Below are 16,088 nucleotides of genomic sequence, written 5' to 3'. Positions count from 1 at the left end.
AGGGGGAAGAAAGTAAGAAAGGATGAGATAAGGTTTTAGGTGACTAGGAAAAACTCCTAGTTATCAGGCCTTTTGTTTAAATTTTGTGGGCAGGTTAACAATTATGTGGGTGCCCTTACGTCGTGTCGGTTCATCGGCGGGAGAAGGCGGTGTTTTCGCCTGAACCTGCCAGTTGCCGCCTAATGCGCGTACCCGTTCTTCTATGCCCCGCAAACCGAAACCGCTGGCGTTGTCCGCTGGAATACCGATACCGTCATCGGCCACTTCCAGCGTAATCAGCTCATTTCGCTGATAGAGCAAAACGTCAATCTGGCTGGCAAAGGCATGTTTATTGATGTTGTTGAGCAGTTCCTGTAACAGCCGGTAAAGCGTGAACATCACCACATCGTCATAGGATTGCTGGGGCAGCCGATAATCCAGATTGAAGCCAATTCCTCTGGCGTTGAACGCGAACTCGTCCGCTAGATGACGCAGCGCTTTATCCAACACGATTTCGTCCAGTACCGGCGGGCGTAGCCGGCGCAACAGCTGTCGGGTGGTATGGTGAATACGCTGCGACAGTTCGCTGATTTGTCCGGCGGCCTGCTGGGCCGTGCCCTCTGGCGCAGCGTGTTTAACCAGCATGGCCTGAATCTGAATCGCGGTAATGTTCTGCCCGATATCGTCATGCAGCTCGCGGGCGATGTCCTTACGCACTTCCTCTTCGGTATGAATAATGCGTTCCATCAGCCGATGACGGGTTTTCAGCTCCTGTTCCAATTGTTGACGGTAGCGCTGCAAGCGCTGCGCCAACTGCTGTTGACGACTGATGGCGATCCCCAGCCCGATACCTAATAGCGCCTGGGTGGACAGGAACAGTTCCAGTTCGCGTAAGTCGCTAAATGCGCCGCTGACTTGGCGGGTGATCGTTATCATCAGGCTTCCCAGTACGGCGGACAACACCCCGCCTTGCCAGCCAAACTTATAGGCCATGACGACGTTGGGCAGGAAAACGAAAATGAGCAGTAGGCGCTCCATTTCCGGCGTAAAGGTGATTTGCAAGCAGACGCTGATTAAGAAAATCAGCGAGCACCAAATCAGTAACGACGTACGCAGCGGCGGATCGGGAAGCGCCTGCGCCAACAGGGTTTGCAGATGCTGTTGCTTGATATACTCATGGATCAGATAGGTGAAGGGGATCAATAGCACGCCGCCGGTAAAGGTCGCCAGCAAGGTCTGGGTGATCTGCGTAAGTAGCAAGGGGCCGATAACCAGCCCGTGCAGGATGCTGTTTAACGTCAGCGCGGCCAGCAACAGCAGAAGACGCTGCCAGTAAAGGGTATAGCGACGCCAGATTTTCTGCGTGATGGCTGCCGGCAGCAGGCTCAGCCAGGGGGAGAACAACATCAGTACCTGGGGTTGAAGCTGCTCTCTGATTAGCCAGACTTGAATCGCCATTTCAGACAGTAGGATAGTCGGCCAGTATTTACGCGGCAGCAGGATCATCAGCGCCAGCCGTAATCCTTGCGGCAGTAGCAGGATCGCCTGTTGGCCGTTATTGCTCAGATAGAAACTGATTGTCCATAGCGCCAGCCAGCTCAAGCCATAGAAAAAAATCAGGAACAGCATCATTCCGGCTGAACGGGGGCTAAACATGGATTATTTCCCTGCCAACAACTGATGTTGTAAAGCAAAGTGCACCAGCTCAACCGTGGTATCGCATTGTAGTTTGCCAAGGATATTGGCGCGGTGGACATGCACGGTTTTGTGGCTCAGCGCGAGCTGTTCCGCGATGTTTTTCACACTCATCCCGCTGATTAGCAAGGTAAATATTTCTCGTTCGCGCGGCGTTAACGCGAGTAGCTCCTTCGGCGGTTGCTGCTGGTGGCGTATGGCGTGCAGCGCATCCGCACACAGATAGATCCCGCCGCCGCTGACGACGCGAACGGCCTGAACCAATTCCTCCGGACCGCAGCGTTTGGTGAGATAGCCGCCGGCGCCGGCATCCAGCGCACTTTGCACAAAGGCGCTGGTATCATAAATGCTTAGAATAATGGCGCGAAAGCCGGGACGCTGCTGACGCAGGCGGGTTAATAAGCTCAGGCCGCTCTCATCCGGCATGGCGATATCAATAACCGCAACGTCAATCGGCTGTTTGAGAAGGTACGGCCATGCCTGCGCCGCGGACGCATATTCCCCGACCACCTGAATGTCATTTGTTAGTGCCAGAAGCTGTGCAAAGCCAGACCGTACAACGATGTGATCGTCTATCAGCGCCACATTAATCATCGTTTCGCCTGTAACTCAATGTCACAAAAACGTCATGATGCGCGGTAATGCGGGCGTGGCGCAACCGCAGGGAATAAAAATGGAAGCGAGTTAACAGTATGACGAGTACATCAAGCCGCCACTTCGTTTCTATGCGCGTGGGCGAAGTACCATTCGACGGTTTTTTTAATCAGCGCGTCGGTGGCGTCAATATAGCTTTCCGGCGTTTTTTGTATTTCACCTTCCAGAATAAGGGGGAGTTCCGTACAGCCCAGAATGATTTTTTCGACGCCGTCTTGCAACATACGATCTTTTACCGGCGCAAGTATATTATGGGCCGCCAGAGCGTTGCCGGACTTATAGGTATAAATGCTCTCCATCACCAGGTTTTGTTCCGCCGCTGTCGGCGTATGGCAGTAAATATGGCTTTTACTTATATTGTCCTGGTAAATATTCGCTTTAACGGTGGCCGTGGTTGCCAATAATCCAACGTTGGTTATCTTTTTGTCTCGAATAACCTCACAGGTTGCATCAATAATGCTGATCATTTCAGCATGAGTATGCAGTTTTAATTCATTAAACCAATAGTGTGCGGTATTACAGGGAATGATAATGCACTCAGCGCCGGCATTTTCCAATATTTTCATATATTGGATCATCTTTTCCAGCGGCGACGCGCTATGGTCAAGAATACATTTTGTTCTGTCAGGAATATCCGGAATGGAAACGGCAATCATCGGAATATGATCCTGGTCGCGATAGGCTGGCGTGTTTTTAATCAATTTTTGCATGGCGTCAACGGTCGCGCCCGGCCCCATGCCACCAAGAATACCTATTAGACTGTTCATGCCGATCGCCCTTTAGCGTTTTGAAACTGAAAGCATAATTGCACATCCTCCCGCAATGTGAATTGCTAAATTCCCATTCGCTATGTATGATTTGCATAGCATGTCGGTTCTTTATGCTTTTATTGGGTTTACAGACGCGGTGAAATATCATGCTGAATAATATTGAAACGAAATGGCTTTATGATTTTATCGCTCTGGAAGAGTATCGGAGCTTTACGATTGCGGCAGAAAAACGGAATATTTCTCAGTCATCATTCAGTCGGCGTATTCGTGCGTTGGAAACGGCAATTGGTTTCGATATCTTTGACCGTAGCGCCTCGCCGTTGCAGTTAACCGAGCAGGGCCGGGTATTTCATGCCCATATTCGTAATACATTGGATGACTTAGAGTATCAGCTTAATAAGCTGCATGGCGGCAGTCATTATAAAAATAAAATCACTATCGCCGCCGCGCATTCTCTGTCAATTTTTATTATGCCGGAACTATTAAAAGAGGTTCCGGAGTCACAGGAAAAGATATTTTATGTTGAATCAATCGATGTTGATGAGGCGGTCTTAAATCTAAAAGAGGGAAGAAGTGATTTTATCCTCTCTTTTTATAATGAAGATTTGATGTCCGAGCCTTTTATGCATGCCAAAATACTGGAGTCCCATCTCTATCCCGTATGCGCATGCGACAGCGCCGGCAACCCCTTGTTTGATATTAATACGCCCGCTGTTCCCTTACTTAATTATACGGATAACAGTTATATGGGGCGTCAGGTAAACCGTTATCTTGCCAGTATCGACAGCAATCAATTCGCCATCACCTTTGTTTCTTCAATGAGCGACCTGCTTAAACGGATGGTTAAGCAGGGATACGGGATTGCCTGGCTGCCGGATTATTCGATACAGGACGAATTGAACGATAAAACGCTCACTATTATCAATCTGGAAAGGGCGGTGATGCGGATGGGCGTTTATATTTATCGGCTTGATACCAAGTTGAACATGGCGTCGGAAAAATTCTGGCGTTATGTGAAAAGCCTGGGGCGGCAGTAACCGGTAAAAATAGAACGGCGGCCTACAGGGCCGCCGTTTTAAGCGTTATACGAGCGATGACTTACCGGCTCGCATTGGCCTCTTCGTACTCAATTTCTTCATCTTCCTCTTCCTCCGGCTCGCCGATGCTGTTTTCCAGCTTGGCGACAACGGCGGTAGAGATGCTGTTACCGATGACGTTGGTGGCGGTACGGCCCATATCCAGGAATTGGTCGATACCGATAATCAGCAGGATCCCCGCTTCCGGCAGGCTAAACATCGGCAGCGTGGCGGCAACCACGACCACGGAAGCGCGAGCAACGCCCGCCATACCTTTACTGGTGATCATCAGCGTCAACAGAATCAGAATTTGCTGCGTCATGCTTAAATCAATGTTGTACGCCTGGGCGATAAACAGGATCGCAAAAGACTGATACATCATTGAGCCGTCAAGGTTGAATGAGTAACCCAGCGGCAGCACAAAACTGGTGATTTTCTTTGGCACGCCGAACTTGGTCAACGCTTCCATGGTTTTCGGATAGGCCGATTCGCTACTGGCGGTGGCGAAAGCCAGCATGGTAGGTTCGCGGATCAGTTTTCCCAGCGTGAAAATGGGTTTGCCGAGGAATGCATAGCCGACCAGGAACAACACCGTCCACAGTATAATCAGTCCAAGATAGAATTCGCCGATCAGCTTGCCGAAGTCGTACAGCAGACCCAGTCCCTGAGTGGTAATGGCGGATGCGATGGCGGCAAATACCGCGATAGGGGCCAGCCCCATCACGTAGTCCGTCACGCGGAACATAATCTTGGCCAGTTCTTCGATCGTGGATGCGATTACGCTTGCGTTTTTGTTTTTGTGTTTCACGTAGGCAAGCGCTGAACCAAAGAACAGCGAGAACACCAGAATTTGCAGGATTTCATTGTTCGCCATCGCTTCCACGATACTTCTGGGGAAAATATGGCTGATGAAACTCTTAAGCGTAAAGCCATCGGTATTCAGGCCGGTAGCGACATGCGCGGTACTGGCTGGGACTTCCAGATTCATACCGGCGCCGGGCTGGAAGAAATTGGCCAGCACCATGCCGATGAGCAGAGAAAGAACGGATGCGGTGACAAACCAGATCATGGCCTTCAGGCCAATGCGTCCAACCGCGGATGAATTTCCCATGCTGGCCAGGCCGGAAACCAGCGTGGCGAATACCAGCGGCGCAATAATCATCTTGATCAAGCGCAGGAAAATGTCGGTAACCATATTGAAATAAGAGGCAATTTCTTTCGCACGTCCGCCATCAAGATATTGATGACACAGCCATCCAATAAATATCCCTAATATGATAGCGACGGCTATCTGTATAACTAACTTCTGCCTTTGCATATTAACCTCATGTTGGTGAATAGACTCAGACAACACACAGTATTATTGTCGCGTGGCGGAGCAATGCGTATCCCTTGAACGCACTAATCCAACGCCCTTACTGTTATTGGGTGTTGTGTCTGACTGCCTGATATTACATTGATTCTTGTCTTTTACCGTTTTTTTCTGTGTGACGGGATGCAAATTATAGCAACTTGATGCCAAAAAAAACATGTTTATAAGTTGACCATGACGATGGCGGGCAATATGGGCGTAAACATCTTTAGATAAGATATGAATAAAAGGGATAAAAAACAAAAGGTTGAAAAAATTGGTTTTTGTGCGGCAATATCATTGCGCCAAATTATAAGATTTTCTTATGATAATGACAACATTAGCAGTAAATAGAATTTTATTTAAAATCCACCTTCTGCCGGTTTTTTTATGCCAATTTAATTTCCCGCTCTCTACCAAGAGATTATGCATCTGTCCAGCTATAAATATTATATTCAAAATAAAGTAATTACCGCTGCTCGTTATTTATCCAATAAGAATAACGAAATGGGGAGTAATTGTTTTGTTTTGATAAGTAAAAGTGGAATTTATGTTAATTGATAAATGACCAATAAGAATTATTTGAGTATGGCGCCAGACGCCGTTGCCGCTAACATGGCGTTCAAGGCGTACTGAAACGAGTAAGGGGTTCTGCTTCTTATGTGTGGAATAGGTCTTTTAAGTACGATTCAGATCAACCTATTGGCATGGCGACATAGGATTTTTGTCTGTTAACTCCTACACTATTAACCACGTTGTTCATGGTGATTTATTCTGGTTGTTATGGCGATAAGGCTGACGGATTTTCCATCACGGTTGTCGATTCTGTGGCAGGACACTTTGCTGAAGGTGTCGCAGACATTGTTGCAGCAGCGCAGTATCGATTCACTGTTGCAGGTGCTGGATAGCCTCTCTTTTTCTGTCGTACGGTTTGGCCGGGTCAATCTCTTATTGATCGATCCGCTGCATAATCAAACTTCGTTTTATTACCATGACCGCGACACGAATAAAACGCGCTGTAACGAAGAAACCCTGCTGCTATTGGATGGTCCGGGCGGCGTGGTATGGAATACCCATACGCTGCTGCATTGCGACAAAGTTCATTTCCAGCACGATTTTCCCCACCTGATGGATCAACCGGCCTACGCCGGACTCAGCGACTATTGCCAACTGCCGTTATTGACGCCGCACCGCGCTTTGGGGGGCATTGAGTTCATAAAAACGGACGGCAGCCGGTTCGATGACAGTGAAATCGCTTTTTTTCAGGCGCTATCCGGTGTGATTACGCTGGCGCTGGAGAATATCAGCGAACGCGAGCTGGCGCGGCGTGAAGAAGAGACGCTACGCCATGAACGCGATCATTACCGCATTCTGGTTGATGTGACTAACACCGTTATTTCCAAACTGGAGCTGAAAGCGCTGGCCCAGGAAATTTCAAAAGAGATCCACCGCTTTTTTCATATCGACTTTGTGGCCCTGGCATTCAGGGATAGCGATGACGACGACAAGACGCTGAAATATTACGCCACCCATTACCTTTCAGGGCATGCGCCGCAGTGGCGGGAAGGCGAACAGGCGCTTTCCGATACGCTGGCGGCGGACGTCATGCGCAACAATAAGCCGATGCTCATCAATAACGGGGATCGAATTACCCAACCCGGTCAGCCACGTTATCTGGCGCAGTGGTTTGACAGCGGATTAAATCATGCCTGCCTGCTGCCGCTGGCTTTCGGCAGTCGCGTGCTGGGCGTGCTGGAACTGGCTCACGGTATTGCGCTATCGGTCAATGATGCAGAGATGAAACTCCTGAGTCAGATTGCGTCGCGCATCGCGATTGCGCTGGATAACGCGCTGGCCTATGAGCAAATTACCCGCCTGAAAGACAGTCTGATCCACGAAAATTTTTATCTGACCGAACAGTTGACGGAACATATTCAAAGTCAGGGCGACGGCGCCTTTGGTGAAATCATTGGCCGTAGCGCCGCCATTCGTCAGGTACTGGAACAGGTGGAAATGGTGGCCGGCAGCGATAGTACGGTGCTTATTCTGGGGGAAACCGGAACCGGGAAAGAACTGATCGCGCGGGCTATCCATAGTTTGAGTCCGCGCAAGGCGAAACGGATGGTGAAAATGAATTGCGCGGCGATCCCTTCCGGATTATTGGAAAGCGATCTGTTCGGGCATGAAAAAGGCGCGTTTACCGGCGCGACAAGTCAGCGGCAGGGGCGTTTCGAGATGGCGGATAAGAGCACGCTGTTTCTGGATGAAGTGGGGGATATTCCTTTAGAGCTTCAGCCGAAACTGTTGCGGGTGTTACAGGAGCGCGAAATAGAGCGCTTGGGGGGCAGCAAAGTTATTTCGGTTGATGTTCGCCTGATCGCCGCCACCAATCGCGATCTGAAACAGATGGTGGCCGATCGGGAGTATCGCAGCGATCTCTATTACCGGTTGAATGTCTTTCCTATCGTCATTCCGCCGTTGCGCGAGCGGCCGGAAGATATTCCGCTGCTGGCGAAGTTTTTTACCCGCAAGATCGCACGGCGTATGAACCGAACCATAGATAGCATTCCTTCCGAAATGCTGCGTCAACTGAGTAAGCTGCCCTGGCCGGGAAATGTGCGTGAGTTGGAGAATGTCATTGAGCGCGCCGTGATCCTGACGAAAGGCACCACGCTGAATTTGCAATTGGCTGAATTGCAGCATCATCTGTCGCCCCTTGACACGCCCAAGCCTTCTCCGGCGGCGGCCAAAGGCGTACCGGAGCCGTCGCCCGTCATGGAAGATGATGATGAAGAGTCTGAACGTCAACGGATTATCCGGGTGCTGAAGGAAACCAACGGCATCGTCGCCGGCCCGAAAGGCGCCGCCGCCAAGCTGGGCTTGAAACGCACCACGCTGCTATCGCGTATGCAGCGAATGGGGATTTCCGTCAAGGCTATCGAAGATATGGAGTGAGCGGGAAATTCCCATGCCCTCCGCCAGTTCCTTAGACACAAATGCAAGGGTTTATGGCGGGTTTTGCCGTTACTCGGCGTAAAAAATTATGCAGCGGTGGACTTGACCGTCGAGCGAGCCGCATGGATGCGGCGAGAGCCAGTGCCGCGTCGGGAACGCGTCACTGACGGCTCGAATAGCGGTCGAGAACACCGATGGAACCGCGCAGCGGCATAATTTCAGCCGCAAGCCTGGGGTCACGGGGCGGGCGGCGATTGAGCCGCCCCGTGTCGGGCGCGTGCTACGAGGTAGCATAAAAACGGCGGCATTGTGGCGCACGAAATAGCACTGAGCTTACATATACCGATAATTATGACCAGAGACAGCGCCGCACTGGCTATTACCGGATCTCTTCCGCCGTCTTACGCAGGTGGGACTTCAACTGGCTGTATTCCTGCTGGACATAATTTTCCGCCCATTGCTGGTTCTCTATCGCTTCCAGTTTGACGGCGCAATATTTGTATTCCGGCGTTTTGGAAATCGGGTCGAGGTGATCCAGCGTCAGCTCATTACAGGCGCCAATCCACCATTGATAGGTCATATACACCGCGCCTTTATTAACGCGTTCGCTGACGGCGACGCGGGTAATCACCTTGCCGCGCCGTGAGGAAACCCAGGTCAGTTGTTGATCGCGCAGTCCCAACCGCTCGGCGTCTTCGGGATTGACCTGCACGTAACCGGGTTCGTCCGCCAGCGTTTGCAGCGCTGTGCAGTTACCGGTCATGGAACGGCAGGAGTAATGGCCGACTTCACGCACGGTGCACAGCACCAGCGGGTAATCTTCATCAACCAGTTCCATCGGCGGACGCCACTCGGTAGCGAAGAGCAATCCTTTACCGCCGGGGCGGGCAAATTGATTGCCTTCGTACAGCCACGGCGTACCAGGGCTGTCTTCGGTGGCGCAGGGCCAGGGAACGTATCCCAGACCGGCCATTTTTTCATAGGTCGCGCCGTAGTACGACGGGCATAAATGGCGCAGTTCATCCCAGATTTCCTGGGTGTTGTTGTAATGCATGGGATAACCGAGCGCGGTCGCCATCAGGCTGATGATTTCCCAGTCGGGTTTGACGTCCCCTTTCGGCTCTACCGCCTTGTAAAAGCGCTGAAAGCCGCGGTCGGCGGCGGAATAAACGCCTTCGTGTTCGCCCCAGGAGGTGGCGGGCAGGATCACGTCGGCCACCGACGCGGTTTTGGTCATGAAGATATCCTGTACGATCAGCAGTTCCAGCTCGTTGAACGCTTCCCGCATCATGGATAGGTCCGGCTCGGTTTGCAGCGGATCTTCTCCCATCACATAGTTTGCCCGGATTTTGCCTTCTTTGATCTTGTGCGGCACATCGGTAAGCGAGTAGCCGATTTTGTCCGACAGGCTCGCCACGCCCCAGGCTTTGGCGAATTTATGGCGGACTTGTTCATCGGTAACCGATTGATAGCCGGGGAACATATCCGGCAGGGCGCCCATGTCGCAGGCGCCCTGAACATTGTTCTGGCCGCGTACCGGGCCGACGCCCACGTTTGGCCGCCCCAGATTACCGGTCAACAGCGCCAACCCGGACAAGCCCTTGACCACATCCACGCCCTGGCCCCACTGACAGACGCCCATCCCCCACAAAATGGTGGCGGATGGGGCGGCGGCAAACATGCGCATCGCCTCGCGCACCAACTGCGGAGACAGTCCGGTGATGTCCGCGACATATTCCGGCGTATATTTGGCGACAATCTGGCTATATTCCTCAAACCCTTCCGTATGGCGGGCGACATACTCCTCGTTGTAAAGACCTTCGTTAATCAGCACGTTGGCAAAGGCATTGACTAACGCCATATTGGAGCCGTTTTTCAGCGGCAGCCACAGATCGGCGATACGCGCCGTTTCGATGTGGCGGGGATCGCAGACGATGATTTTGGCTCCGCGCTCTTTGGCCTTCAGGATACGGCGCGCCACGATAGGATGCGAATCGGCGGCGTTATAGCCGAACACCAGAATACATTCGGTATGCTCGATTTCGTTGATGGAGTTGCTCATCGCTCCGTTGCCCAAGGTTACCCGTAATCCGGCGACGGAGGGGCCGTGACAAACCCGGGCGCAGCAATCGACGTTGTTATTGCCGGTTACGGCGCGGGCGAATTTTTGCATAACGTAGTTGGTTTCGTTACCGGGGCCGCGCGATGAACCGGTGTGCATAATGGATTCGGCGCCGTACTTCTCTTTAATGGCTTTCAGGCGTGAGCTGGCGAAGGCGATCGCCTCATCCCAGGATACCGCTTCAAACGGTTCGCCTTTCCGACGCCGGATCAGCGGCTGTTTCAACCGTGGCGTCAGCAGCTTGGTGTCGTTAAGAAAATCCCAGCCATAATAACCTTTAAGGCACAGTTCGCCTTCGTTGGTATGCCCGTTGGCGCCTTCAGCGCCGACAACTTTACCGTTTTCAACCAGCAGGTGAATTTTGCAGCCTGACCCGCAATAAGGACAGACGGTGATAACTTTCTGCATGATGATTATTCTCCTTCAGCGTACCTTGTCAGAACTGCATTCCTGCGGCTTCATCAAGCGCCGCTCGCCGTTGTTTTTGCTGGATCATAGCCTGAATATCATCACGGCCGATCAGTCGTAATGCCTTCATCGGGCAAACTTCAACGCAGGCCGGGCCCGCCGCCCGCCCTTCGCACAGATCGCATTTATGCGCCTCGGCTTTTATACGCTGGCCCAGCGCCTGATACTGGCCGATGCGGGCAATGGGCTTGACGATCACGGACATCGCGCCGTAAGGGCAGGCGACAACGCATGTCTTACAGCCGATGCATTTTTCCTGTTGCACCTTGATACAGTCATCCGCGTGGATGATGGCGCCATTCGGACACACCGTGGCGCAGGGCGCATCTTCACACTGGCGGCATTGAACGGTGGTGCTGATATTCAGCCCTTTCACCACTTTGAGACGCGGCGAAAAATGTTCTGGCGATAATGAGGACGTTTTGCCGTCGCTGTGGGCCAGAACACAGGCTATTTCACAAGTGCGGCAACCAATACACTTCCTTGAGTCTGCAATAACGAACCGGTTCATGACATCGTCTCCGACCTGGAGTCAGGTGAAAAAATTTGGTGTCGACATGATTAATCGCGTGACACATCACTATTTATAGGCACTTTTTATGCCAATAATTGTGTGGTTATTTTAATATATTGAATAATAATGTTTTTTTGTTTTTATGTATTGGGGAGTCATTGTGCTGATGTCGAGGGTGACGACGATAGAGAGGCTGTTTCGGCAGATTTGACGACGAGTGTCAGGCAATGGGCGATGCGGGATATTCTTATCGCCCGCTCTTTCTCTATATTAACATTAACGCCTATACTTTATTTATCCCCAAGCCGGAAAGGAGCCTCTACTTTTATATTGATCTCGCTTTTGGATATATCGGATTTCCTGCAGCAGTGCTTCTAATTAATGATTAATTCAGGCGTTTCCCCTGCGTCAGCGGGCGGCCTGTGCGTAGCATTGCAGCGACAGCGTCATGATTAAAAAAAGTATCCCAATATCATCTTGGTGTGAACGGCGTTTGGTAAATTCATGGGGTGTATTATGAGCTTTCTAAAGAATATTAGCATAAGAATTATGGTGCTAATTATAGTGGCTATGCTGCTGGCGATCTGGGGATTAGCATCAGGTTATAGTCTTTACTCGCTTCGTCAGGCGACTGATTTACTTAGTAAAAATGAAACGCAGCGAAAAACGTACTCCTATCTGGTCTATGGCAGCGATCAGTATTTCAGAGCCGTTACCCGTATGGAGCGAACAATGGATTATTTGCAGCATGACGATGGGGACAATGCGAAGAAAACGCTGGATATGGCGCAGATTGCCATAAAAAATTCCAAGGAATCGTTGGAGAACTTCAAATCGTCGGAGCATATTGGGGTGGAACAGGCGACGCTTGATGAAATTACCCATAATTGGTCAACGTTAATTTCAGCGGCGATTGATCCTATGAATGCCGCGTTGCAACAAAATAATCAAGATGAGTTTTATCGGATATTCCGTGGCATTTATCCGCCGATTAGTTTGGCCTTTGGCGATAATGTTAAGGCATACACCGATCAAATTACCGCGTCGGAATTTATTCCCGTGGTAAACGAATACAATATCCATAATCGAAACGTCCTGGTCGCGGCCATGATAATTGGCATTATGGTGTTGATATTTACCGAGTATTATCTGAGAAATTATCTGGTTATTCCTATTGGGGTTCTCAAGTCGCATCTGGCCCAGCTAACCGCGGGCCGGCTGGCGGGCGATCTGGCCGAGTTCGGCCGGAACTGCGCGGGCCGCTTGATCCCGGATATCAAACGGTTGCAGAAAAGCCTGCGTGATACCGTCACGGTTATTCGTCAAAGCGCGACGGCGATCGATAACGGCACCGCCAATATCAAGAATGGCAACGACGATCTTTCCAGCCGGACGGAACAGCAGGCGGCCGCGCTACAGGAAACGGCCGCCAGTATGGAGCAGATCAGCGCCACGGTGAAACAAACCGCAGAGAATGTTTATCAGGCGCGAGAACTGGCGCGGGAAGCCTTTGGCGCGGCGACAAAAGGCGGTGAAATCAGCAACAGCGTCATGAACACGATGGATGATATCAGCGCCAGCTCGCGTAAGGTGGCCGACATCACCACGGTGATTAACGGCATCGCCTTCCAGACCAATATCCTGGCGCTCAATGCGGCGGTTGAGGCCGCCAGAGCCGGAGAACAGGGCAGGGGATTCGCGGTGGTGGCTGGTGAAGTCCGTACCCTGGCGCAGCGCAGCGCGCAGGCGGCGAAAGAGATTGAGGCGCTGATCGCCGAGTCGGTATCCCGTGTCTCGACCGGCGCCGATCAGGTTCGCCAGTCCGGCGAGGCGATGGCAGCCATTATTACCGCAATTAATCATGTTAACGAGCTGATCGGCGAAATCGCCGCCGCTACCGATGAGCAAACTCACGGCATCAGTCAAATTAGCCAGGCGATCCATGAAATAGACGGCGTGACGCAACAGAATGCGGCGCTGGTATTACAATCGGCGGAAGCCGCGGCCAAACTGGATCAACAAACCAGCGAACTGTCGGCGGCGGTGGATGTTTTCCAGCTTGAGGATAATGATAACCGGCAGACGGAACACTGGCAGAAAACCGTTGCGCCGCAGCCGACGGGGATGGGAGGGAAAGCGCCGCTGCTGCCGGTCAGCGCTCAGCGGAATGATGATTGGCAGCGTTTTTAACTGTGAACTATGGCGAGCCTATCAGGGGATAGGCTATCCCCTTTACTTCAGGCGCTGAGTAACGCTACAGCGCCTGAAAACCGCCATTCCCCTGCCAGCCGGGCAATCGCTGGCGGATCTGCTCCACCGCCTGTTCGACTTCCCGACTGAGCGGACAGTAGAATGCGACAAGCGCCGGCTGGATACCGACGAAAATCACTTCCGCAATATCTTCCTGCAACTGTTCGATCAAAAAATTCAACGGCAGATTGTGAGTGTTCATCAGTAAATCCTGCGCGATCCGCCGCGGATCGATAATGCGTATTTCGCCGGGCGGCAGCCCCATATCGGTCGCATCCACCACCAGCAGCCGTTTAGGCCGTAAGGCGCGCAGCCGATGGGCCGCATTCTCAGGAATGACGCCGCCGTCAATCACCGACCAGCCGGCCACCGGGTTTTGCCGCATGCGTTCGGCCAGCAACGGCCCGGCGCCATCATCCCCCATCATACTGTTACCCACGGTCAGCACCATATTGTCCGCGCGTTCGATTGGTTCAGTCATCAATCCGTTTCACCATTAAATAAAGCGCCGTTTCCTGTTCAATCGCCCGCAGATAGGCGAGCAGGGTGTCCGTCCAATCGGGATAGGCATCCTGCCCGGCGGATAAATCGCTGAAAGCCTGTCCCAGCAGTTTGGTATGGCTGCTATCAATGACGATCTCGCCGAATTTCATCAGACCGGCCATTTTTCGCTGCGCTTCTCCGTCGGGGAGTTGTCCGATCCAATGCCGATAGTCCGCCAGCGGGCAGGTCAGTATCCGCTTCAGACAGTCGATAACCCCGACGTGGTGACCAATCGACAGCGAGTAATACATCACCTGTTGCGCCTGTTCCGGCACCTTGTCCTTGCTGTCGAGAAACTTTTGGTTCAGGGCATAGAAAATCACCTGACTGTTCATCGGCCGTTTTCCCCCTTCAGCAGTGACAGGTAAATTTGTTGCAGCCGGCCGACAATCTCATTCAGCCGCGGATCGTTATGCTGTTGCAGCCAGTCGCCGATACGCTGATCCAGGCCATCCAGGGATTGCTGTTCCATCCGGGCTAAAAAGGCGTCGCAGATTTCCCGCCCCTGGCGATACCCCGCCATCCGTCGCGCCTCCCGTTCCAGCAGCACGCGCAAATCCAACGGTACGCCGGGATGAATCAAGGCTGCTTTTTCATCATCGGCCTGCTGATGATCGCTACCGTGCAGTTTCTGCTCCAGCAGACCGAGCGCGACGGCAAAACCATAAATGGTGGCGGCGGGCGTCGGCGGGCAACCGGGAATATAGACGTCTATCGGCACAATGGTATCGCTGCCGCCCCAGACGCAGTACAGATCGTGGAAAATCCCGCCGCCGCAGCCGCAAGCGCCGTAAGAGATGCAGATTTTCGGATCGGGGGCCGATGCATAGGCGCGCAGCGCCGGCGTTCGCATGGCGCGCGTCACCGCGCCGGTGAACAGCAGAATGTCGGCATGACGGGGCGACGCCACCACTTTGATGCCAAAGCGTTCGGCGTCGAACAGTGGGGTGATGGCGGCGAAAATTTCTATTTCGCAACCGTTGCAGCCGCCGCAGTCGACGCGGTAAACGTAGGCCGAACGTTGGATATCTTTCAGCAGGGTTTTCTTGAGTTTCTGCGCCTGTTCATCCAATACGATCGGTGTACTCCGGTAGTGCTGCTCGGCGCCAGTAGACTGAGTGCTCATGATTTGCTCCCCTTGACCGTCGCTGACGCGGTGCCGGCCGGAGGAAAAACATACCGGCTCAGCATCACATTGTCTTTGTTGTCCATGTTCTGTTTACGTTTACACTCCGGGCAGGTTTCAAAATGGTGCCGCCGCGCCGCCACCGCCTCTTCGGACAAACCGGACTGCGCCATCAGCGCCATGGCGTATTCCACCTCTTTTTGCGGCGCGAAAGGGCGGTGGCAAACGCGGCAGTTCAGCAGGTTAAACGTGGCCCGTTGATAAAGGTCGGCCTTATTGGCGACGGCCATTTCGAACTCCTGCGATAGCACGATGGCGCGGGTCGGGCAGACCTCTTCGCAACGTCCGCAGAAGATGCAGCGGCCGAGAAAAAGCTGCCAGGTGCGGGTGCCGTTGACGACATCGGTTTCCATCGTCAGCGCATTGGCCGGACAGGCCGTAGTGCATGCGGCACAGGCGATGCATTGTTTGGCGTCGTATTGTGGTTTGCCGCGAAATCCCGCCGACACCTCCAACGGTTTAAACGGGTATTTCACCGTACTGTTGCCTGCCTTGAGGATGGTTTTAAACAGTTTCAACATGATT

At 52.4% G+C, this 16,088-nt stretch carries 13 protein-coding genes; 3 read left to right on the top strand and 10 right to left on the bottom strand.

Annotated features, from left to right (window positions below):
* Positions 1-63: 63 nt before the first annotated feature.
* The 3 genes from ACN28R_RS10925 to cuyB form a co-directional block, all read right to left on the bottom strand.
* Complete coding sequence (locus ACN28R_RS10925; RefSeq protein ID WP_048639480.1) at positions 64-1,635, bottom strand: MASE1 domain-containing sensor histidine kinase; 1,572 nt, start codon at positions 1,633-1,635, stop codon at positions 64-66.
* 3 nt (positions 1,636-1,638) lie between these two features.
* Entirely contained in the window at positions 1,639-2,268 is a 630-nt protein-coding gene (locus ACN28R_RS10920; RefSeq protein WP_095834408.1) for a response regulator transcription factor, read from the bottom strand.
* 110 nt (positions 2,269-2,378) lie between these two features.
* A complete protein-coding gene (cuyB, locus tag ACN28R_RS10915; RefSeq protein WP_095834407.1) occupies positions 2,379-3,095 on the bottom strand; it encodes a cysteate racemase in 717 nt (238 codons plus the stop codon).
* 149 nt (positions 3,096-3,244) lie between these two features.
* Between cuyB and hypT the strand changes: the two genes are divergently transcribed.
* Positions 3,245-4,135: a hypochlorite stress DNA-binding transcriptional regulator HypT gene (hypT, locus tag ACN28R_RS10910; RefSeq protein WP_095834406.1), complete on the top strand. Its 891-nt coding sequence runs from the start codon at positions 3,245-3,247 to the stop codon at positions 4,133-4,135.
* Positions 4,136-4,196: 61 nt separating this feature from the next.
* On the opposite strand, the gene ACN28R_RS10905 is transcribed toward hypT, so the two are convergent.
* Positions 4,197-5,492: a dicarboxylate/amino acid:cation symporter gene (locus tag ACN28R_RS10905; protein WP_048639476.1), complete on the bottom strand. Its 1,296-nt coding sequence runs from the start codon at positions 5,490-5,492 to the stop codon at positions 4,197-4,199.
* Between the two features lie 816 nt (positions 5,493-6,308).
* Between ACN28R_RS10905 and flhA the strand changes: the two genes are divergently transcribed.
* Positions 6,309-8,480 (top strand): formate hydrogenlyase transcriptional activator FlhA, encoded by a 2,172-nt coding sequence (gene flhA / locus ACN28R_RS10900; protein WP_095834405.1) that lies wholly within the window; start codon positions 6,309-6,311, stop codon positions 8,478-8,480.
* A 379-nt stretch (positions 8,481-8,859) separates the two neighbouring features.
* On the opposite strand, the gene fdhF is transcribed toward flhA, so the two are convergent.
* Positions 8,860-11,010 carry a formate dehydrogenase subunit alpha gene (fdhF, locus tag ACN28R_RS10895; protein ID WP_095834404.1) on the bottom strand — a complete coding sequence of 717 codons (2,151 nt, stop codon included), beginning with the start codon at positions 11,008-11,010 and terminating at the stop codon, positions 8,860-8,862.
* Between the two features lie 28 nt (positions 11,011-11,038).
* Entirely contained in the window at positions 11,039-11,581 is a 543-nt protein-coding gene (locus tag ACN28R_RS10890) for a 4Fe-4S dicluster domain-containing protein (protein ID WP_095834403.1), read from the bottom strand.
* A 519-nt stretch (positions 11,582-12,100) separates the two neighbouring features.
* Between ACN28R_RS10890 and ACN28R_RS10885 the strand changes: the two genes are divergently transcribed.
* Complete coding sequence (locus ACN28R_RS10885) at positions 12,101-13,774, top strand: methyl-accepting chemotaxis protein (protein WP_095834402.1); 1,674 nt, start codon at positions 12,101-12,103, stop codon at positions 13,772-13,774.
* A gap of 64 nt (positions 13,775-13,838) precedes the next feature.
* On the opposite strand, the gene hycI is transcribed toward ACN28R_RS10885, so the two are convergent.
* The 4 genes from hycI to hyfH are packed head-to-tail and all read right to left on the bottom strand — an operon-like array spanning position 13,839 to position 16,084.
* Positions 13,839-14,315 (bottom strand): hydrogenase maturation peptidase HycI, encoded by a 477-nt coding sequence (gene hycI, locus ACN28R_RS10880; RefSeq protein ID WP_095834401.1) that lies wholly within the window; start codon positions 14,313-14,315, stop codon positions 13,839-13,841.
* Positions 14,308-14,712 (bottom strand): formate hydrogenlyase maturation HycH family protein, encoded by a 405-nt coding sequence (locus ACN28R_RS10875; protein ID WP_048639471.1) that lies wholly within the window; start codon positions 14,710-14,712, stop codon positions 14,308-14,310. Before ACN28R_RS10875 ends, hycI begins: the two co-directional genes overlap by 8 nt.
* Positions 14,709-15,503: an NADH-quinone oxidoreductase subunit B family protein gene (gene nuoB, locus ACN28R_RS10870; RefSeq protein ID WP_048639470.1), complete on the bottom strand. Its 795-nt coding sequence runs from the start codon at positions 15,501-15,503 to the stop codon at positions 14,709-14,711. Before nuoB ends, ACN28R_RS10875 begins: the two co-directional genes overlap by 4 nt.
* Positions 15,500-16,084: a hydrogenase 4 subunit H gene (hyfH, locus tag ACN28R_RS10865; RefSeq protein WP_048639469.1), complete on the bottom strand. Its 585-nt coding sequence runs from the start codon at positions 16,082-16,084 to the stop codon at positions 15,500-15,502. Before hyfH ends, nuoB begins: the two co-directional genes overlap by 4 nt.
* Positions 16,085-16,088: the final 4 nt, after the last annotated feature.

Source organism: Brenneria goodwinii (assembly GCF_002291445.1).
Classification (GTDB): Bacteria; Pseudomonadota; Gammaproteobacteria; order Enterobacterales; family Enterobacteriaceae; genus Brenneria; species Brenneria goodwinii.
The sequence above is the reverse complement of the archived record's forward strand: the minus strand, read 5'-3'. Positions and strand labels throughout refer to the sequence as shown.